This is a genomic window from Microbacterium meiriae, assembly GCF_040685015.1.
GTDB classification, from domain to species: domain Bacteria; phylum Actinomycetota; class Actinomycetes; order Actinomycetales; family Microbacteriaceae; genus Microbacterium; species Microbacterium meiriae.
The window spans coordinates 824,876-844,167 of the sequence record NZ_JBFBHD010000001.1 but is presented as its reverse complement, the minus strand read 5'-3'; the positions used below and the strand labels follow the sequence as shown (position 1 = coordinate 844,167).

Annotated in this window: 18 protein-coding genes; 12 read left to right on the top strand and 6 right to left on the bottom strand. The window is 70.6% G+C overall.

What is annotated here, in order from left to right; genetic code table 11:
• Positions 1–1,323: an amidohydrolase gene (locus AB0N68_RS04190; RefSeq protein ID WP_292796181.1), complete on the bottom strand. Its 1,323-nt coding sequence runs from the start codon at positions 1,321–1,323 to the stop codon at positions 1–3.
• Positions 1,324–1,345: 22 nt separating this feature from the next.
• Positions 1,346–1,990, bottom strand: a complete 645-nt coding sequence (locus AB0N68_RS04185) for a TetR/AcrR family transcriptional regulator (protein ID WP_187663056.1) — start codon at positions 1,988–1,990, stop codon at positions 1,346–1,348.
• Positions 1,991–2,143: 153 nt separating this feature from the next.
• Between AB0N68_RS04185 and AB0N68_RS04180 the strand changes: the two genes are divergently transcribed.
• The 10 genes from AB0N68_RS04180 to AB0N68_RS04135 all read left to right on the top strand — a co-directional run bounded on the left by AB0N68_RS04180 (position 2,144) and on the right by AB0N68_RS04135 (position 13,102).
• On the top strand, positions 2,144–3,808 hold the full coding sequence (locus tag AB0N68_RS04180) for an ABC transporter substrate-binding protein (RefSeq protein WP_292796184.1): 1,665 nt from the start codon (positions 2,144–2,146) through the stop codon (positions 3,806–3,808).
• A gap of 167 nt (positions 3,809–3,975) precedes the next feature.
• Positions 3,976–4,800, top strand: coding sequence for an ABC transporter ATP-binding protein (locus tag AB0N68_RS04175; RefSeq protein WP_292796187.1), 825 nt, complete (start codon positions 3,976–3,978; stop codon positions 4,798–4,800).
• The gene (locus tag AB0N68_RS04170; RefSeq protein ID WP_292796190.1) at positions 4,797–5,603 is read left to right on the top strand and encodes an ABC transporter ATP-binding protein; all 807 of its coding nucleotides are present in this window, start codon (positions 4,797–4,799) and stop codon (positions 5,601–5,603) included. Before AB0N68_RS04175 ends, AB0N68_RS04170 begins: the two co-directional genes overlap by 4 nt.
• Positions 5,600–6,688: an ABC transporter permease gene (locus AB0N68_RS04165; protein ID WP_292796193.1), complete on the top strand. Its 1,089-nt coding sequence runs from the start codon at positions 5,600–5,602 to the stop codon at positions 6,686–6,688. Before AB0N68_RS04170 ends, AB0N68_RS04165 begins: the two co-directional genes overlap by 4 nt.
• 1 nt (position 6,689) lies before the next feature.
• The gene (locus AB0N68_RS04160; RefSeq protein ID WP_292796196.1) at positions 6,690–7,838 is read left to right on the top strand and encodes an ABC transporter permease; all 1,149 of its coding nucleotides are present in this window, start codon (positions 6,690–6,692) and stop codon (positions 7,836–7,838) included.
• Positions 7,838–10,090 carry an exo-beta-d-1,3/1,6-glucosidase gene (locus AB0N68_RS04155; protein ID WP_292796199.1) on the top strand — a complete coding sequence of 751 codons (2,253 nt, stop codon included), beginning with the start codon at positions 7,838–7,840 and terminating at the stop codon, positions 10,088–10,090. The genes AB0N68_RS04160 and AB0N68_RS04155 overlap by 1 nt, the downstream gene beginning before the upstream one ends.
• Positions 10,091–10,247: 157 nt before the next feature.
• A complete protein-coding gene (fdxA, locus tag AB0N68_RS04150; protein ID WP_025103996.1) occupies positions 10,248–10,574 on the top strand; it encodes a ferredoxin in 327 nt (108 codons plus the stop codon).
• Positions 10,571–11,920: an FAD-dependent oxidoreductase gene (locus AB0N68_RS04145; protein ID WP_292793232.1), complete on the top strand. Its 1,350-nt coding sequence runs from the start codon at positions 10,571–10,573 to the stop codon at positions 11,918–11,920. The genes fdxA and AB0N68_RS04145 overlap by 4 nt, the downstream gene beginning before the upstream one ends.
• Positions 11,917–12,453, top strand: a complete 537-nt coding sequence (locus AB0N68_RS04140) for a flavin reductase family protein (RefSeq protein ID WP_187663063.1) — start codon at positions 11,917–11,919, stop codon at positions 12,451–12,453. The genes AB0N68_RS04145 and AB0N68_RS04140 overlap by 4 nt, the downstream gene beginning before the upstream one ends.
• Before the next feature lie 22 nt (positions 12,454–12,475).
• Positions 12,476–13,102: a superoxide dismutase gene (locus AB0N68_RS04135; RefSeq protein ID WP_025103993.1), complete on the top strand. Its 627-nt coding sequence runs from the start codon at positions 12,476–12,478 to the stop codon at positions 13,100–13,102.
• A 93-nt stretch (positions 13,103–13,195) separates the two neighbouring features.
• Here the strand turns inward: AB0N68_RS04135 and AB0N68_RS04130 are convergent, their stop codons facing one another.
• Positions 13,196–13,462, bottom strand: a complete 267-nt coding sequence (locus tag AB0N68_RS04130; RefSeq protein ID WP_187663064.1) for a metal-sensitive transcriptional regulator — start codon at positions 13,460–13,462, stop codon at positions 13,196–13,198.
• A gap of 93 nt (positions 13,463–13,555) precedes the next feature.
• Between AB0N68_RS04130 and AB0N68_RS04125 the strand changes: the two genes are divergently transcribed.
• Positions 13,556–13,720, top strand: a complete 165-nt coding sequence (locus AB0N68_RS04125) for a DUF8730 family Cys-rich protein (RefSeq protein WP_280565228.1) — start codon at positions 13,556–13,558, stop codon at positions 13,718–13,720.
• A complete protein-coding gene (locus tag AB0N68_RS04120) occupies positions 13,717–15,351 on the top strand; it encodes an FAD-dependent oxidoreductase (protein ID WP_292793242.1) in 1,635 nt (544 codons plus the stop codon). The genes AB0N68_RS04125 and AB0N68_RS04120 overlap by 4 nt, the downstream gene beginning before the upstream one ends.
• Before the next feature lie 104 nt (positions 15,352–15,455).
• On the opposite strand, the gene AB0N68_RS04115 is transcribed toward AB0N68_RS04120, so the two are convergent.
• The 3 genes from AB0N68_RS04115 to AB0N68_RS04105 form a co-directional block, all read right to left on the bottom strand.
• Positions 15,456–16,463 (bottom strand): LacI family DNA-binding transcriptional regulator, encoded by a 1,008-nt coding sequence (locus AB0N68_RS04115; RefSeq protein WP_187663066.1) that lies wholly within the window; start codon positions 16,461–16,463, stop codon positions 15,456–15,458.
• 68 nt (positions 16,464–16,531) lie between these two features.
• Entirely contained in the window at positions 16,532–18,193 is a 1,662-nt protein-coding gene (locus AB0N68_RS04110) for a glycoside hydrolase family 13 protein (protein WP_187663067.1), read from the bottom strand.
• 173 nt (positions 18,194–18,366) lie between these two features.
• Positions 18,367–19,263 (bottom strand): SDR family oxidoreductase, encoded by an 897-nt coding sequence (locus AB0N68_RS04105; RefSeq protein WP_060923499.1) that lies wholly within the window; start codon positions 19,261–19,263, stop codon positions 18,367–18,369.
• Positions 19,264–19,292: the final 29 nt, after the last annotated feature.

The window sequence follows — 19,292 nt, the reverse complement described above, 5'->3', positions numbered from 1 at the left end:
TCAGGCGAGGAACTCGCGGGCGGCCGCGGACATCGCGGTGACCCCGACCTCGATCGTCGGATGGATCTCCGGCGCGAAGAAGGGCGAATGGTTGGTGGGGATGTCCTTCTCCACGGTCCCCGCTGCAAGAGCCGCGGCGAACCGGGCGGGGTCGACACCGCCCCAGAACCAGAACACGAGCGGGACCTCGGCGTCGCGCGCGAACCACGAGACGTCCTCGCTGCCCGTGAACATGCCGGGGTCGACGACGGCCGAGTCCCCGAGCGCGCGACGCAGCGCCGAGGAGACCCGCGCCGTCGCCTCCTCGTCGTTGATCGTGGCGGGCAGCGTGTGCTGCGTGTGGATCTCGGGCTCGCGCTCGGCACCGGACGCCATGGCCTCGGCGCGCACGATCCGTTCGACGCTCTTCAGCACCTTCTCGCGCGCGTCCTCGTTCGGATAGCGGAGGCTGAGCTCCAGCTTCGCCTCGGCCGGGATGATGTTGTTCTTGAGTCCGGCGTGGATCGATCCGACGGTCACCACGGCCACGCCCTGCGGGTCGATCTCGCGGGAGGCGATCGTCTGCAGGCGCATCACGGTCGCGGCCGCCATCACGACAGGGTCGATCGTGGCGTGCGGGCGGGAGCCGTGGCCGCCGCGGCCGTGCAGGGTGACGGTGAGGCCGTCGGAGGCGGCCATCTGGGTGCCGCTGCGCACGCCGATGATGCCCGCCGGGAGCGGGGTGACGTGCTGACCGAGCACCACGTCGGGCTTCGGGTAGCGGGCGAGCAGGCCGTCGTCGAGCATGGCCCTGGCGCCGGCGCCGTACTCCTCCGCGGGCTGGATGAGCACGACGAGGGTGCCCGACCACTCCGCGCGCTCGGCGACCAGCTTCTCCACGGCCCCGATCATCGCGGTGACGTGCATGTCGTGGCCGCAGGCGTGCATCACGGGCACGGTGGTGCCGGCCGGATCGACGCCCTTCGCGGTGCTCGCGTACGCCAGACCCGTCTGCTCCTCGACCGGCAGCGCGTCCATGTCGGCGCGTACCCACACGACCGGCCGCGGGAAGTCCTCCTCCTGGGTCCCTGAGCTCGTCGAAGGGCCATCCTGGGCCCCTGAGCTTGTCGAAGGGCCCGAGCCCTGGGTCCCTGAGCTCGTCGAAGGGCCTGTCGAAGGGTTGCGCAGCACGCCGACCACGCCGGTCACGCCGACCCCCTCCTCGACCTCGAGCCCCAGGTCGCGCAGGTGCTGGGCGGCGATGCCCGCGGTCCTGGTCTCCTGGAACGACAGCTCCGGATGCTGGTGCAGATCGATGTAGAGCGCTTCGAGGTCGATGGCCATGCGCCCGAGCCTAGCCGGGAGGTCAGGGCCGCGCGTAGGACTCCAGGGCCGGTCCCGGATGCAGCACGCCGTTCACGATCGCGCGGATCGCGAACTCGCTCGCGGCGCCGAGGGGGACCACTCCGGGGTGCAGGAGCCACTGGAGCTGCAGGCCGTCCATCACGGCGAGGATGGCGGCCGAGGCGGCGGCGATGGTCGCGGGTTCGGTCACGCCCTCCTGAGCGCAGAGCTCGCCGAACGCCGCCGTCACCTCCCGGCGCAGGGTCGTGTAGCGATCCTCGAAGTACTCGCGGCCGGGGTGGTCGTCGGTCACCGACTCGGAGGACAGGACCGTGTAGGCCTGCACGATGCCCGGCCGCTTCTCGTTGGCGAACGCCGTGCGGACGAGGTGGAGGAAGAGCTCCGGCCCGTCGGGGATGTGCTTCTCGGCGAGGTCGGCCACGTCGGCCTGATCCCGGTAGGCGAGCACTTCGAGGAGGAGCTTCTGCTTCGAGCCGAAGTGGTGAAGGACGCCCGCGTGGGTGATGCCGACCTGTTCGGCGACATCGGCGAGGGTGCCGTTCGTGGAGCCCTTGTTGCCGAAGATCTCCACCGCAGCCTTGAGGATCTGCTCGCGCTTCTCCCGCGTGGCCGGGCGCACCCGGACCGTGTGCACGTCGTCCGTCATGAGCCCACCTCCCCTCGTCGCACTCTGCTTGCCAACCAACTTACTCCTCGGTAACCTCTCCACAGCTTACTTTCTCGACAGTAAGCAAATGCGCGGCCGCAGGCGATCCGTCGGCCGCGTCGCCGCACAAGGACCCGTGCCCAAGGAGAAGCAATGAAGCTCACGAAAACCCTGATCGCCGCCAGCGCGGTCGCCGTCCTCGGCGTCTCCGCGCTCGCCGGATGCTCGTCCGGAGGGGGCGACGACGCCGCCGCGGGCGAGGCCGTCGCCCTCACCATCGCCAAGCCGGACGGCGCCATCACCACCGAGTCGAACAACCCGTACGTCGGAGACTCGTCCGCCTCGAAGTACGGCTACGGAAAGGTCATCTTCGAGACCCTCGGCCTCGTCAACCAGACCGGAGACCGCGGGGTCACCCCCTGGCTCGCGGAGAGCATCGAGTGGAACGACGACTACACCGCCGTGACCGTCGTGCCCCGCCCCGACGTCACCTGGAGCGACGGGGAGCCGTTCACCGCCGACGACATCGTCTACTCGTACGAGCTCGTCTCCACGCCCGCGCTGGACACGGCCGGTCTGAAGTTCGAGGGCGCCACCGTCGACGGCGACGCGGTCACCCTGACGTTCGGCGAGTCGAAGTACGTCAACCAGGCGCGCGTCCTGCACGTGCCGATCGTTCCGAAGCACATCTGGGAGAACCTCGACGACCCCGCCACCGATCCCGTCAAGGGCGACGACCTCGTCGGCACCGGCCCCTACGCCCTCTCCAACTGGTCCACCGAGTCGGTCACGCTCACCGCGCGCGACGACTACTGGGGCGGCGACCTCGCCGTGCCCGAGCTGCACTACGTCTCCTACGGCGACAACACCGCGCTGACCACGGCCCTCGCCCAGGGCGAGGCGGACTGGGCGCAGGCGTTCATCCCGCAGATCCAGGAGCAGTTCCTCGACGCCGACCCCGAGCACAACAAGTTCTGGGCCGCCCCGACCACCGGCTCGGCGACGCTCTTCATGAACCTGCAGCAGAAGCCGTTCGACGACCCGACGTTCCGCCAGGCTCTCGCCTGGGTCATCGATCGCGACGCCTACGTGGACATCGCCCGGGAGGGCGCCAGCGAGCCGGTCTGGTCGGTGACCGGACTGTCGTCGATCCTGGACGACGAGATCCAGCCCGAGTTCGAGGGCCAGGAGTACGCCGTCGACGCCGAGATGGCGCGGGATCTGCTGGAGTCAGCCGGGTACAGCTGGAAGGACGACGCGCTGATCGATCCGGACGGCGCCCCCGTCTCGTTCACGCTGTCGGTGCCCTCGGGCTGGAGCGACTGGAACACGGCACAGGAGCTCATCGCGGAGGATGTGACCGAGGCCATCGGTGCCGAGGTGAAGATCGACATGCCCGACTGGGGCGGCTGGCAGGTCCCGCGTGACGAGGGCACGTTCTCCGCGATCATCCACTGGCTGGAGGACAGCGGCACCGCTTACGGCCTCTACACCTCGACCATGGACCCCCGCTGGATCTCCCCGGAGGGCATCGCCGGGTTCAACTTCGGCCGCTTCGAGGACCCGGAGGCCACGGCGGCGCTGAACAGCTACGCCAACGCGTCGTCGGACGAGGAGCGCACCACCGCCCTCACCACGCTGCAGGAGATCTTCGTCGAGCAGGTGCCCGCCATCCCGCTCGGCGCGCACCCGCTGCTGGGGGAGTTCAACACCCGGAACTACGTGGGCTGGCCCTCCGAGGAGGACCCGTACGCCTCGGCCGATCCGACCCAGCAGAACATCGTGCAGATCCTCACCAAGCTGGAACTCGCCGACTAGGGCTTCGACAGGCTCAGCCACCCCCTGCACCGGCCTTCGACAGGCTCAGCCACCCACGGCGGGGCTTCGACAGGCTCAGCCACCCACGGCGGGGCTTCGACAGGCTCAGCCACCCATCTGGGTCCCTGAGCCTGTCGAAGGGCCCGCCCCCCACGAAGGACACCCCCATGCCAGATCCCCTGCTCACCGTGCGCGACTTCTCCGTCGTGTACGACGTCGACCCGCCCGTCGAGGCGGTGAAGAACGTGACCCTCGAACTGCAGCGCGGCGAGATCCTCGGCCTCGCCGGCGAGAGCGGCTGCGGCAAGACGACGCTCGCGTACGGCGTCCAGCGCCTGCTGCGTGCCCCGGCCGTCATCACCGGCGGCAGCGTGACCTTCCACGACGTGACCGGTGTCGACATCGACATCAACGCGCTGGACGTCGACGCGATGCAGCGATTCCGCTGGGACAAGGTGTCGATGGTGTTCCAGGGGGCGATGAACGCCCTCAATCCGGTGGCGACGGTCGGATCGCAGCTGGAGGACGTGTTCGAGATCCACCGACCCGACATGACCCGGAAGCAGCGCCGAGCCGAGGCGGAGGAGCTGCTCGAGATCGTGAAGGTCGGGCGCCAGCGCATCCGCTCCTTCCCGCACGAGCTGTCCGGAGGCATGCGGCAGCGCGTCATGATCGCGATGGCCCTGGCGCTGCGGCCGCAGCTCATGGTGATGGACGAGCCCACCACGGCGCTCGACGTCCTCGTGCAGCGGGAGATCCTCACGCAGATCTCGCAGCTGCGGCACGAGTTCGGGTTCTCGGTCGTCTTCATCACGCACGACCTCCCCCTCCTGCTGGAGATCAGCGACCGGATCGCGATCATGCGCGAGGGAGAGATCATCGAGCTCGATACGGCAGAGCGCATCTGGACGCAGCCCGAGCACGAGTACACGAAGACCCTGCTGTCGTCGTTCCCCCGGCTGACCGGGGAGAGAGGGGTGCTGGTGCGATGACTACGCTCGAGTTCCGTCACGTCACGAAGACGTACAGCGTCCGCGGCGCCGGGCAGATCCGCGCCCTCGACGACGTGAGTTTCACGCTCACCTCCGGCCGGACGATCGGCCTGGTCGGACAGTCCGGCAGCGGCAAGTCCACGATCGCGAAGATCCTCACCCAGCTCGAGACCCCGACCAGCGGTGAGGTGCTGCTCGACGGCACGCCCATCCCGCGCCGCGGCAGAGGCCTGCGGAAGTACCGTCAGCAACTGCGCATGGTGTTCCAGGACCCGTTCGCCTCGCTCAACCCGTACCACTCGATCCGCTACCACCTGGAGCGGCCGATCCGCCTCGACGACGTGGTGCCCAGAGCGGAGACGGAGGCCGAGGTGCGCCGGCTCCTGGAGCGCGTGCGCCTCGACCCGGATGCGGTGATCGACCGCCGACCGCACGAGCTCTCCGGCGGGCAGCGCCAGCGTGTCGCCATCGCGCGGGCGCTCGCCTCCCGGCCGTCGCTCCTCGTCGCCGACGAGCCCGTCTCCATGCTGGACGTCTCCATCCGGCTCGGGGTGCTCACCCTCCTCGCCGATCTGCAGCGTGAGGAAGGGCTCGGCGTGCTCTATATCACCCACGACCTCGCCACCGCACGCCACTTCAGCGACGAGATCATGGTCCTCAACCAGGGCCGGGTCGTCGAGTACGGCACGGCGGACGACGTGATCCTCGATCCACAGGACCCCTACACCCGCGCTCTGCGCGCCGCATCGCCCGACCCGGAGAAGCACTTCGCGTCGGCGGCATCGAACGGAGGTGCGCGGTGAGCACGGCTTTTCCGCAGCTCGACGACAACGACCTCATCGCGCAGGGCGCACGGGAGGCGGGGACGACCGCGACGACGGTGGACCGCGGGACCCGGCGCGTGCCCTGGCGCTTCTTCGCCGGACGCGCCGCGTTCTACCTCTTCACGCTCTGGGCCGCGATCACCATCAACTTCTTCCTGCCGCGGCTGATGAAGGGCGACGCGGTGACGTCCTACCTCGCCCGCAACCGCACGGTGAGCCCGGAGGCCGCCGACGCCCTGCGCATCCTGCTGGGGATCGACACCGACAAGAGCCTCTGGCAGCAGTACCTCGAGTACTGGGGCATGCTGCTCCGCGGCGACCTCGGCATCTCGACCCTGCACGGGCTGCGGCCGGTGGCCGAGGTGCTGGGGGCGGCGTTGCCCTGGACACTGGGGCTGGTGGGCATCGCGACGATCATCTCGTTCGCGCTCGGCACCGTCGCCGGCGCCATCGTCGGCTGGAAGCGCGGGAGCAAGCTCGACGCGATCATCCCGGTGACGACGTTCTTCAACACCATCCCGTACTTCTGGCTCGGCCTCATCGCGATCGCCATCTTCTCCTCGACGCTGAAGTGGTTCCCCTCCTCGCATGCCTACGACAAGGGGCAGTCGCCGGAATGGAGTCTCGACTTCATCGGGCAGGTGATCGCGCACGGCACCCTCCCGGCGCTGACGATCGTGGTCGCATCGCTCGGCGGTTGGGTGCTGGGGATGCGCAACATGATGCTGACCGTGCTCGACGACGACTACATCACCGTCGCCCAGGCCAAGGGCATGCCCAACCGACGCGTGCTCTGGGCGTACGCGGCCCGCAACGCCGTGCTCCCGCAGATCCAGAGCTTCGCGCTGTCGATCGGCTTCATCGTCGGCGGCACGATCGTCATGGAGATGGTGTTCAGCTATCCGGGTGTCGGCAAGCTGCTGCTCGACGCGACCAACGCGAAGGACTTCGCGCTCATGCAGGGCGTGTTCCTCGTCATCACCCTCTCCGTGCTCGTGGCCAACATCCTCGCCGATGTCGTCTACGCCGACCTCGACCCGCGCACGCGCCAGATGGAGTCCTGACATGACCGTTCCCACCACCGCAGCGACGACAGCGCCCGACGGATCGGCCGTCGTCTCCGGCATGCCCGAGACCGCGACACTGCGCACCCCGCCGGCGGGAGCGCCGCCGCGCAAGACGTTCTGGTCGCAGCTCGCGCAGGCGTTCGCGATGTTCCGCAATCCCAAGTCGATCGCCGGGCTCATCATCCTCGGGGTGTTCGTGCTCATCGCGATCCTCGCTCCGTGGATCGCCCCGTACGGGCCGACCCAGAAGGACCGCACGGCGCTGCGTCAGCCGCCCTCCTGGGAGCACTGGCTGGGCACGACGCACATGGGCGAAGACGTGCTGAGCCAGATCATCTACGGCACGCGCGGGGTCATCGTCGTCGGCTTCCTCGCCGCCTTCATCGCCACGGCGATCGCGATCACCATCGGCGTCATCGCGGGCTACGTGCGCGGGTGGCGGAGCGAGTCGCTGTCGGCGCTGACGAACGTGTTCCTCGTCATCCCCGGCATCCCGCTCATCATCATCATCGCCTCCCAGTTCGAGAACCCGCCGCTCATCGTGATCGCCGCGGTGCTCGGGCTGACCGGGTGGGCGTGGGGAGCCCGCGTGCTGCGCGCCCAGACCATGTCGCTGCGCAACCGCGACTTCATCCAGGCGGCGCGCGCCAACGGCGAGCCGCTGCGTCGCATCATCACGGTGGAGATGCTGCCGAACCTCCTCGCGCTCATCGCCTCGAGCTTCGTCGGTACCGTGACCGCCGCGATCCTCGGGCTCACGACCCTGGCGTTCATCGGCGTGATCCCGGTGAGCAACCTGAACTGGGGGACGATCCTGTTCTGGGCCCAGCAGAACGGCGCGTTCCCGCGGCTGTGGTGGTGGTATGTGCCGGCCGGGCTCTGCATCGCGATCATCGGCGTCGCGCTCTCGCTCATCAACTTCGGCATCGACGAGTACGTCAACCCGCGCCTGCGCTCGGCGGGAGAGCGGGCCAGGGCGATGAAGAAGAAGGGGCTCAACGTGAACGACGCCGTCACGGCCGTCCGCAGCGTGCCCCTGCCGGAGAAGAGCCCCGATCCCGTATCGTCGGCGACTTCGCCGGGCGCTTCCGGCACCACCGACTCCTCGAACACCGCGACACCGCACACGAACCAGAACACGAAGTGATGACCTCTCAGACTCTGACCACGCAGCTCCCGTACCAGGACCCCGCTCTCTCCATCCCCGAGCGCGCGGCCGACCTCCTCAGTCGCATGACGCTCGAGGAGAAGGTCGGGCAGATGCTCCAGCTCGACGCTCGCGACGACATCGACGACCACGTGCTCCGGCGGCACGCGGGCTCGATCCTGCACGCCTCGGACGAGCGTCTGCGGCGGGCTGCCGTCCTGGTCGCGCAGACCCGACTCGGCATCCCGCTGCTCGTGGGCGAGGACTGCATCCACGGTCACTCCTTCTTCCCTGGGGGCACGATCTACCCGACGCAGCTCGGCATGGCGGCCTCGTGGGACCCGGCGCTTGTCGAGCGCGTGGCGCGGGCGACGGCCGAGGAGGTCGCCGTCACCGGCATCCACTGGACGTTCTCGCCGGTGCTCTGCATCGCCCGCGACCTGCGCTGGGGGCGGGTGGGGGAGACCTTCGGGGAGGACCCGTTCCTCATCGGGGAGCTGGCTTCGGCCATGGTGCGCGGCTATCAGGGTGACGGGCTCGACGACCCCACCGCGATCCTCGCCACGGCCAAGCACTTCGCCGGCTACTCGGAGACGCAGGGTGGACGCGACGCGAGCGAGGCGGACATCTCCCCGCGCAAGCTGCGCTCCTGGTTCCTGCCGCCGTTCGAGCGGGTCGCCCGCGAGGGCTGCCGGACGTTCATGCTCGGCTACCAGACGACGGACGGGGTGCCCATCACGCTGAACGAGTGGCTGCTCAGCGACGTGCTCCGTGGCGAGTGGGGCTACACCGGCACGCTCATCACCGACTGGGACAACGTGGGCCGGATGGTGTGGGAGCAGCGGGTGCAGCCCGACCTCACGCATGCGGCGGCCGCCGCGGTGCGCGCAGGGAACGACATGGTGATGACCACGCCCGGGTTCTTCGAGGGGGCGCTGGACGCGGTCGCCAGGGGGCTGCTGCCGGAGGACGCGTTCGACGACGCGGTCTCCCGCATCCTCACGCTGAAGTTCGAGCTCGGACTCTTCGAAGACCCCCGGCTGCCCCGCGACGACGTGTCCGCCGTGATCGGCAGCGCCGCGCATGCGGAGCTCAACCTCGAGATCGCGCGCCGCTCGCTCGTGCTCCTCGAGAACGACGGCCTGCTGCCGCTGGACTCCGCGGAGCCGCTGCGGGTGGCGGTGACCGGGCCGCTCGCGGACGACGCGCAGACGCAGCTCGGCGACTGGGCGGGCGGCTCGGGCCAGGCGGGCTGGCTCGACGGACAGCCCCGCGAGATGATCACGACCGTGCTCGACGGCCTCCGCGCGGTGGACGCGTGGACGGTCACGCACACGCGCGGCGCCGACATCCTCACGCTCGCCGACGACCCCCGCGGCACGCACTTCCCGGACAACCAGCCGCGTCCTCCGGTGGTGCAGCCGTGCCCGCCGGATCCCGCGCTGATCGCGGAGGCGGTGGCCGCCGCCGAGGCCGCGGACGTCGTGGTCGCGGTGGTGGGCGATCGCATCGAGCTCGTGGGCGAGGGACGGTCCACGGCCACGCTGGAGCTCATCGGCGGCCAGAACGCCCTGCTCGATGCGCTCATCGAGACCGGGACGCCCGTCGTCGTGGTGCTGCTGGCGTCCAAGCCTCTCGTGCTCCCATCTTCGGTGCAGCGCGCGGCGGCCGTCGTGTGGGCGGCCAACCCGGGCATGCAGGGCGGACGGGCGTTCGCCGACATCGTCACGGGTGCCGTGGAGCCCTCGGGCCGGCTGCCGATCTCGTTCGCGCGGCACGTCGGACAGCAGCCGACCTACTACAACCAGATCCGCGGCCAGCACGGCGACCGCTACGCCGACCTCACCCAGGCGCCCGCGTGGGCCTTCGGCGAGGGCCGGTCGTACACGACCGTGGCGTACGCGGACCTGGAGCTGGAGCAGACGGAGCTGCGCCTCGGCGACACCGTGGTGGGGCACGTGACCGTGACGAACACGGGGGACCGGCCCGTCCGCGAGACCGTGCAGGCCTACGTGCGGGACGAGGTGACGAGCGTGAGCTGGACCGACCGTGAACTGAAGTCCTTCCGGCAGGTCGAGCTCGCGCCGGGGGAGAGCGCCCGCGTGCGGATCGAGGTCCCCGTCGCGGACTGCACGATCGTGACCGCCGCCGGCGTCCGCACCGTGGAGCCCGGTGCCTTCACGCTCCTCGTCGGCCCCAGCTCCCGCGAGGAGCACCTCCTCCCCGCCCCCTTCGAGATCTCCCCGTCCTGATTCCCCGAGACCCCGCTTCCCCGCCGAGACCCCGTCGTATCCGCGCGGCGGCGGCGGGGTCTCGGCGCGAGGCCGGGGTCTCGGCGCCTCGATTTGACCTCAAGTGCACTTGAGGTTTTACGGTGGAGGGCGTGAGTGGGACAGAGAAGAAGTCGCGATGACGTACGTGATCGCGCTGCCGTGCGTCGACCTCAAGGACAAGGCCTGCATCGACGAATGCCCCGTCGACTGCATCTACGAGGGCGAACGGTCGCTCTACATCCACCCGGATGAGTGCGTGGATTGCGGGGCGTGCGAGCCGGTGTGCCCCGTCGAGGCGATCTACTACGAGGACGACCTCCCCGACGAGTGGCAGGACTACTACAAGGCCAACGTCGAGTTCTTCGACGAGATCGGCTCGCCCGGCGGCGCCGCCCGCACCGGACTCATCCGGCACGACCACCCCCTCATCGCCGCGCTCCCACCGCAGGAGGTGCACGAGTGACCCCGCGCATCGCCATCGTCGGCGCGGGCCCCGCGGGCATCTACGCCGCCGACCTCCTCCGGGCGCAGGTGCCGGAGGCGGCCATCGACCTGTACGAGAAGCTTCCCGCCCCGTACGGCCTCGTCCGCTACGGCGTCGCCCCCGACCACCCGCGCATCCGCAAGATCATCGATGCGCTGCACGACGTACTCCTCCAGCCCGGCATCCGGCTGCGCGGCAACGTCGAGGTCGGCGTCGATGTGACGGTCGACGAGCTCTGCCGGGCGTACGACGGCGTCGTCATCGCGACCGGAGCCGACCGCGACGTGGCGTTCGACGTGCCGGGAGCCGACCTTCCCGGATCGTACGGCGCCGCGGAGTTCGTGGCCTGGTACGACGCGCACCCCGACGTCGCCCAGGGCTGGGGTCTGGAGGCGGAGTCCGTGGCCGTGCTCGGCGCAGGCAACGTCGCGCTCGACGTCACGCGCATCCTTGCGAAGCACGCCGCGGCGCTGGAGTCGACCGACACCCCCGACCACATCCTCGACGCGCTCGCCGCGAGTCGGATCCGCGACGTGCACCTCTTCGCCCGCCGTGGCCCGGCCGATGTGCGCTTCTCGGCCCTGGAGCTGCGCGAGCTGGGCGAGCAGCACGACGTGGAGGTGATCGTCGATCCCGCCGATCTCGAGCTCGACGACCACGCCGCCCGCATGCTGGAGCAGTTCTCCCAGCGCCGCATCATCGTGCGCACCCTCACGGAGTGGGCGCAGCGTCCGTCCGCCGGGGCCTCCCGGCGCATCCACCTGCACTTCCGGCATCGACCCGTCCGCGTCCTCGGCACGGACCGCGTGGAGGGCATCGAGTTCGAGCGCACCGCGTCCGATCCGCTCGGACGCATGGTCGGCACCGGCGAGCTCGTGCGCTACGAGGTCGGCGCCGTCTACCGGGCGATCGGCTACCTCTCCTCGCCCGTGCCCGGTGTGCCGTTCGACGCGGCACGGGGCATCGTGCCGAATGCGGAGGGGCGGGTGCTCGATGCCGACGGCACGCCCGTCCCCGGCCTCTACGCCACCGGCTGGATCAAGCGCGGGCCGATCGGACTCATCGGCTCGACCAAGTCCGACGCCGCGCAGACCGTGCAGCATCTCGTCGAGGACCTCGCTGCCACTCCGTCCGCCCGCATCGACCGGGACCCGCCCCTGGACCTCCCCGGCGTGGTGGACTGGGAGGGTTGGTTGCGCATCGACGAGGCCGAGCGCCGCGCCGGAGCCGTCCGCGGCCGGGAGCGCACGAAGCTCGTCGACCGCGCGGCCATGCGCGCCCACGCGACCCCCACCCCCATCCCTCTCGAGGAGAGCACCCGATGACCCGCGACCCGCACACCACCCCGCACCCCGCCGCTCCGGTGCCCACGCCGGTCGGAGAGGGGCTCAAGGCGGCGTTCCGCACCCACCCCGCCGGTGTCGCCATCATCACGGCGCAGGGTCCGGACGGCCCCGTCGGCCTCACGGCGTCGAGCGTGTCGTCGGTCGCGGTCGATCCGGCGGCCATCGTGTTCTCGGTGACCAGGGCGACCGGAAGCGCCGGGGCCATCCTCGGCGCGGAGACCTTCGTCGTGCATCTCATCGACGACGAGCACTCCGCGCTCGCCCAGAGCTTCGCGGTGAGCGGTTCCGAGCGCTTCACGCCCGAGCAGGGCTGGACGACGCTGCCGACCGGGGAGCCGCACCTGGCGGAGGCCAGGGTCGCGTTGCGCTGCCGAGCGATCCAGACCGTGCCCGTCGGCTCGTCGACCGTGGTGATCGCCGAGGTGCTCGAGGTGCTCGCGGGCCGCCCCGCCCGCCCGCTCGTCTACATCGACCGCCGATTCCACGCCCTGTCCCACGACACCGCCCTCTGACCCCGTCACGAAAGGAACAACCATGTCCACTCCGTACACGCTCCCCGAGCTGCCCTACGACTACTCCGCGCTGGAGCCGCACATCTCCGGCAAGATCATGGAGCTGCACCACTCCAAGCACCACCAGGCCTACGTGACCGGCGCGAACACGGCGCTGGAGCAGCTCGCGGCGGCCCGGGACAGCGGCGACCTCGGAGCGGTGAACAAGCTCGAGAAGGACCTCGCGTTCAACCTCGGCGGCCACATCAACCACTCCGTGTTCTGGCAGAACCTCTCGCCGGAGGGCGGCGGGGCTCCGGAGGGCGAGCTCTCGGCGGCCCTGGCGGACTCCTTCGGGTCGATCGACGGCTTCCGCGCGCACTTCACCGCGACGGCCCTCGGCGTGCAGGGCTCCGGGTGGGCCGTGCTCGCCTGGGACTCGGTGGGGGCCCGCCCCGTGATCTTCCAGCTCTTCGACCAGCAGGGCAACGCGCCGCTCGGCGTCATCCCGCTGCTGCAGCTCGACGTGTGGGAGCACGCCTACTACCTCGACTACCTCAACGTGCGGGCGGACTACGTCAAGGCATTCTGGAACCTCGTGAACTGGCCCGACGTGCAGCGCCGCTTCGAGACGGCGCGCACCGCGACCGCGGGTCTCCTCGTCCCCTGACCCCCTCTTCGCCGACCCGGCCCCTTGCGTGCGCCCCGGCCCGTTGCGATCGTCCGCAACGGGCCGGGGTGGCCGCAAGGGGCCGGGTCGCGTTCAGGCGAGGGTGAGGAAGAGCTTCTCCAGGTCGGGGAGCGGGACGGCGTCGTCCTGCGCGGGGTCCTCGAGGCAGGTCTTCATGGCGGAGGCGATGATCTGGAACCCCGCCTTGTCCAGGGCGGAGGTCACGGCGGCGAGCTGCGTGACGACGGCCCGGCAGTCGCCGCCGCTCTCGACCGCGGCGATCACGGCGCCGAGCTGTCCCTGTGCGCGCTTGAGGCGGTTGGCGATCTTGCGCTGCGTGTCGATGTCGACGGTGGTCATGGTCTCTCCCTGAAGGCCGGCTGTGCGCTCCACTATACCCCCGGGGGTATAGTGTCTGCATACCCACCGGGGTATCGAGTGAGGAGAGAACACATGTGTCGAGCAGTCCGTTGCCGTACCTGCGGGAAGACCACCTGGGCGGGGTGCGGTCAGCACGTCGACGCCGTCCGCCGCACCGTGCCGGCGTCGGACTGGTGCACGGGCCATCCGAAGGACGAGGCCAAGGGCGGTCTCCTGGCCCGGCTGTTCGGCCGATGAGCGCGCCACTCCGCGTCGTCATCGTCGGTGGCGTCGCCGGCGGCATGTCGGCGGCGACCCGGCTCCGACGGCTCGACGAGTCCGCGGACATCGTCGTCTTCGAGCGCGGGCCCGAGGTCTCCTACGCCAACTGCGGTCTGCCCTACTATGTGGGCGGCGTGATCGAGGAGCGCGGCGCCCTCCTGCTGCAGACCCCGGAGTCGCTGCACCGCCGCTTCCGGCTGGACGTCCGCGTCCGTCACGACGTCGTCGGCATCGACACCGCGCGCAAGACGGTCGAGGTCGTCGATCTCGACAGCGGCCACCGGAGCACCCACCCGTACGACCGCCTCGTGCTCGCCACCGGTGCCCGGCCCCGCGGCGACGAGCCGACCGGAGCCCTCCCCGCGCGGAGCCTGCGGACCGTGGCCGATGCCGATGCGATCGACGCAGCCCTCCGCCCCGGGCTGCCGGTGGTCGTGGTGGGCGGCGGATACACGGGGCTCGAAGCGGTGGAGAACCTCGTCGCCCGGGGCGCCGCGGTCACCCTGGTGCAACGCGGTGCCCAGCTGCTCGCCCCGCTGGATCCGGAGATGGCCGCCCCCCTCGCGGCCGAGGTCCGGCGCCGCGGGGTTGAGGTGCGACTCGGCGTCGAGGTCGTGGCCACGGCCGCGGATTCCGTGACCCTGAGCGACGGTGCCACCCTCCCTGCGGAGTTCCTCGTCGACGCCTCCGGGGTCGTGCCCGAGGTCGGACTCGCCCGCACCGCCGGGATCCGTCTTGGCGAGACCGGCGGAATCGCCGTCGACGAGGCCTGCCGCACCAGTGCGCCCGACGTCTTCGCGGTCGGCGACGGCGTCGAGAAGGCCGACCTCATCGGCGGTGGTGCGGCACTCGTGACCATGGCCGGTCTCGCCAACCGCCACGGCCGGATGGTCGCTGACGTCATCGCGGGGCGGGAGGAGTCAGCGCGCCCCGCGCTCGGCACCGGCATCGTGCAGGTGTTCGGCCTGGCCGCCGCGAAGACCGGATGGAGCGAGAAGCAGCTCCGTGCGGCGGGCCGCGAGTTCTACGCCGTGCACGTGCATCCGGTGTCGCACGCCGGCTACTACCCGGGCGCGGAGACCCTCTCGATGAAGATGCTCGCCGACCCTGCCACCGACCGCATCCTCGGGGCGCAGATCGTGGGTCGTGACGGTGTGGACAAGCGGATCGACGTCATCGCCACGGCGCTGCAGGCGGGCGTCACGGCCGCCGGTCTCGCGCACCTCGAGCTCGCGTATGCCCCGCAGTTCGGCTCGGCGAAGGACGCCGTGAACATCCTCGGCTACGTCGCCGAGAACACCCGCAGCGGCACCACGCCGACCCTCCAGTGGCACGAGCTCGACGACGCCGTGCAGGCGGGCGCAGCCCTCATCGACGTCCGCTCCGCGGGCGAGCATGCGAACGGCGGCATCCCCGGCGCGCGGAACATCCCGCTCGACGAGCTGCGCGACCGCCTCGACGAGCTGCCGGACGGGCCCCTCGTGGTGCACTGCCAGGTCGGTCTCCGGGGGCACATCGCCACCCGGCTGCTGCGGCAGCACGGGCGCGAGGTGCGCAATCTCGACGGCGGCTACCGCACCTGGCGGGACGCGACCGCAGAGTGCTGAGCTCGACGCGTTCACTACTCAGGAGAACCGGCGCACCTGCGCCCGTCAGGGCCGGAACCGCGGTCTCCGCGTGCCGTACTCCTGAGTTGTGAACGCCGCCCGGCTCAGACGAGCCGGGCGGTCGTGCCGCGGACGTTGAGCTCGTACGGAAGGGCGGCGGGCGGGCGCACGGCTTCCGGGTCGGTGAGCTTCGCGAGGACCGCGTCGGCCGCCCGTTCGCCCTGTCCGAGCGGGAACTGGTCGACCGTGGTGAGGCGGAAGAACTCGCCGAGCTCATGGCCGTCGATGCCCACGATGGACAGGTCCCCCGGCACCGCGAAGCCGAGGTCGCGCGCGGCGAGGAGCGCCCCGATCGCCATCTCGTCCGACGCGGCGAACACCGCGGTGGGACGCGGCCCCGGACGCCCGAGGAGCTGCTTCGCGGCGCGGTAGCCGCCCTCCACCGTGAAGTCCGCGGGCTCCAGGAACGCGGGGTTCAGGGGGATGCCGGCCGTGGCCAGTGCCCGCTCGAACCCGAGTCGTCGGTTCGTGGGGATGTGGAAGTCGATGTCGAACTCGGGGTTCGCGCCGATGTGGGCGATCTCGGTGTGGCCGAGGCCGAGCAGGTGCTCCGTCGCGAGCTGCGCCACGGCGACGTCGTCGACCGTGAGCGTGTCGAGCTTCGGATTGGGGCCGCCGATCGCGATGACGGGCAGACCGAGGTCGAGGAGCTGCTGGGTCTCGTCCTCGTCCAGCTCGATGGACACGGCGATCACGGCGTCGACCCGCTGGCGGCGCAGGAACGTGTCGAACACGTGGCGGCGCACGTCCTTGTCGGCGGTGATGTTGTAGAGCGTGATGTCGTAGCCGGCCCGCATCAGGGCCGCGGAGACCCCGGACAGCACGGTGCTGAAGAACCAGCGGTCGAGGAACGGCACCACGACTCCGATGTTGCGGGTGCGCCCCGACGCGAGGCTCGAGGCGCGGGAGGAGACCACGTATCCGAGCGAGGCGGCGGCGGCCTGCACGCGCTCGCGCGCGGACTCCGACACGTGCCCGCGGCCGCTCAGCGCGCGCGAGACCGTCGCGGTGGAGACGCCGGCGAGCCGGGCGACCTCGTCGATGCTCGCCATCGTCGTTCCTTCGGATCGGAGACGCCCGTGCCGCGCCCCGGGTGGAGCGCGCCACGGGCGCCGCGGTGTCAGGCCGTGGTGTACCAGACGGCGGTGTCGACCGGGACCTGGGCGCCGTCGAAAGGCTGGCTGCGGAGCAGGACGACCGCGCCTTCCGGAAGGTCGAGCGGAGCCGTGCCGAGGTTCGCCAGCACGTGGACCTCACCGCGACGGAAGGCCACGGCGTCGGGGCCGGCGTCCTCCCACACCAGCGACCCGGTGCCGAATCCGAACTCGCGACGACCGGCGAGCAGGCGCTTGTACAGGGCCAGGGTCGACGCCGGGTCGACCTCCTCGACGTCCCGGGCGTAGGCCGCCCAGTCCGCGGGCTGCGGGAGCCACGAGAGTCCGGTGTCGTTGAAGCCGAACGCCGGGGCCTCCGCCTCCCACGGCAGCGGCACACGGCAGCCGTCGCGGCCGTAGCGCTCGCCGTTCGTGCGGAACCAGGTCGGGTCCTGACGGTACTCGTCCGGGATCTCCATGGCCTCGGGCAGTCCGAGCTCTTCACCCTGGTAGAGGTAGGCGGAGCCGGGGAGCGCGAGCATCAGCGTGGTGGCCGCGCGGGCGCGGGCGAGGCCGATGGCCGTGTCCGGCTTGTCCGGGGTGTTCGGGCCGATCCCCTCGCCCTGCGGGTTGTCGATCGTGAGCGCCAGGCGCGTGGCGTGCCGCACGACGTCGTGGTTCGACAGCACCCAGGTGCTCGGTGCACCGACCGCGCCGAAGGCGTCCAGCGACTCCCGGATCACGTCGCCGAGCGCCTTCGCGTCCCACGCCGTCATCAGGTACGGGAAGTTGAAGGTCTGGTGCATCTCGTCCGGACGCACCCAGAGCGCGGTCTCCTTCAGCGTCGGCATCCAGGCCTCGCCGCAGAGCGCGCGGTCGCCGTCGTACTCCGCGAGCACCTTGTGCCAGTCGCGGTAGATCTCGTGCACGCCGTCCTGGCCCCAGTACGGCACGTTCGACTCGCCGCCGCCCATGGAGTCCGCGTCGGTGGGCGGTGTGTAGTCGGGGAGGCCCTCGGTCTTGATCATGCCGTGGGCCACATCGACCCGGAAGCCGTCGACACCGCGGTCGAGCCAGAAGCGCAGGATCGAGCGGAACTCCTCCTGCACCTCCTCGTTGTTCCAGTCGAAGTCGGGCTGCGTGGCGTCGAAGATGTGCAGGTACCACTGACCCGGCGTGCCGTCGGCCTCGGTGACGCGCTGCCACATGCCGCCGCCGAACACCGACTCCCAGTTGTTCGGGGGCAGTTCGCCGTTCTCACCGCGGCCGTCGCGGAAGATGTAGCGTGCGCGCTCCGGGCTGCCCGGCGCGGCCTTGAGCGCCTCCTGGAACCAGGGGTGCTGGTCGGACGAGTGGTTCGGGACGAGATCGACGATCACGCGGATGTCGCGGGCGTGGGCCTCGGCGAGCATGAGGTCGAAGTCGGCGAGCGTGCCGAACAGCGGGTCGACGTCGCGGTAGTCGGCCACGTCGTAGCCGGCGTCGCGCTGCGGGCTCGTCATGAACGGGCTGAGCCAGATCGCGTCGACGCCGAGCTCCTGCAGCGAGTCGAGGCGACTCGTGATGCCGGGGAGATCGCCGATGCCGTCGCCCGACGCGTCCGCGAAGGAGCGGGGGTAGATCTGGTAGATGACGGCGCTGCGCCACCACTCGGAACCGGGGGCTGCGATCTGTTCGAGCTGTGCCATGCGATCAGGCTACTGCAAACGCTTACAGTCCCGCCACCACAGGTATCGAAACGGTTCGGTGATCCCTTTCGCCCTCTCCGCCGACCCACCCCTTTCCGTCCGACCCACCCCCTTGCGGACGGCCGGAAGGGGCCGGGAGGAACGGAAGGGGGTGGGTCGACAGGGGATGAGCGTCAGGGGGTCGGCATGCCGCCGTTGACGTTCAGGGTCTCGCCGAGCACGTAGCTCGACTCCGGGGAGGCGAGGAAGACGTACGCGGGGGCGAGCTCGGCGGGCTGACCCATCCGGCCGAGCGGAGTGTCCTGGCCGAACTGCGCGATCTTCTCCTGCGGCTGCCCGTCACTCGGCTGCAGCGGGGTCCAGATCGGTCCGGGAGCCACGGCGTTCACGCGGATGCCCTTGGGTGCGAGCTGCTGGGCGAGGCCCTTCGTGAACGCGTTGATGGTCGACTTGGTCGACGCGTAGTCGACGAGGATGTCCGACGGCGAGTAGGCCTGGATCGAGGTCGTGTTGATGATCGTCGACCCCGCGGGGAGGTGCGGCAGGGCGGCCTTCGTGATCCAGAACATCGCGTACACGTTGGTCTTGAACGTGTCGTCGAACTGCTCGTCCGTCACGTCGGTGAGGGACTCCTGGAAGACCTGCTTGCCGCCGTTGTTGACGAGGATGTCGAGTCCGCCGAGCGCCGCGACGGCCTCGGCCACCAGGGTCCGGCAGTACTCCGGGTCGCGCAGGTCGCCGGGGATGGTGGCCACGGTGGCACCCGCCTCGCGGAGGATCCCGGCGATGCGGCTGGCGTCCTCCTCCTCTTCGGGGAGGTAGGAGATCGCGACGTCGGCCCCCTCGCGAGCGAACGCGATGGCGGTGGCCGCGCCGATGCCGGAGTCGCCGCCTGTGATGAGCGCCTTGCGTCCGGTCAGTCGTCCGGTGCCGCGGTACGACTCCTCGCCGAGGTCGGCCTTCGGGGTGAGGTCCGCGTCGAGACCGGGCTCGCGCATGTGCTGCTTCTGCGGCTGGATGTCGGCGTAGAGCTCGACCGGGTTGGTGAAGGTGTACTGGTCGCGGGACATGGGGTGTCCTTTCCGGGAGGTCGGGGACG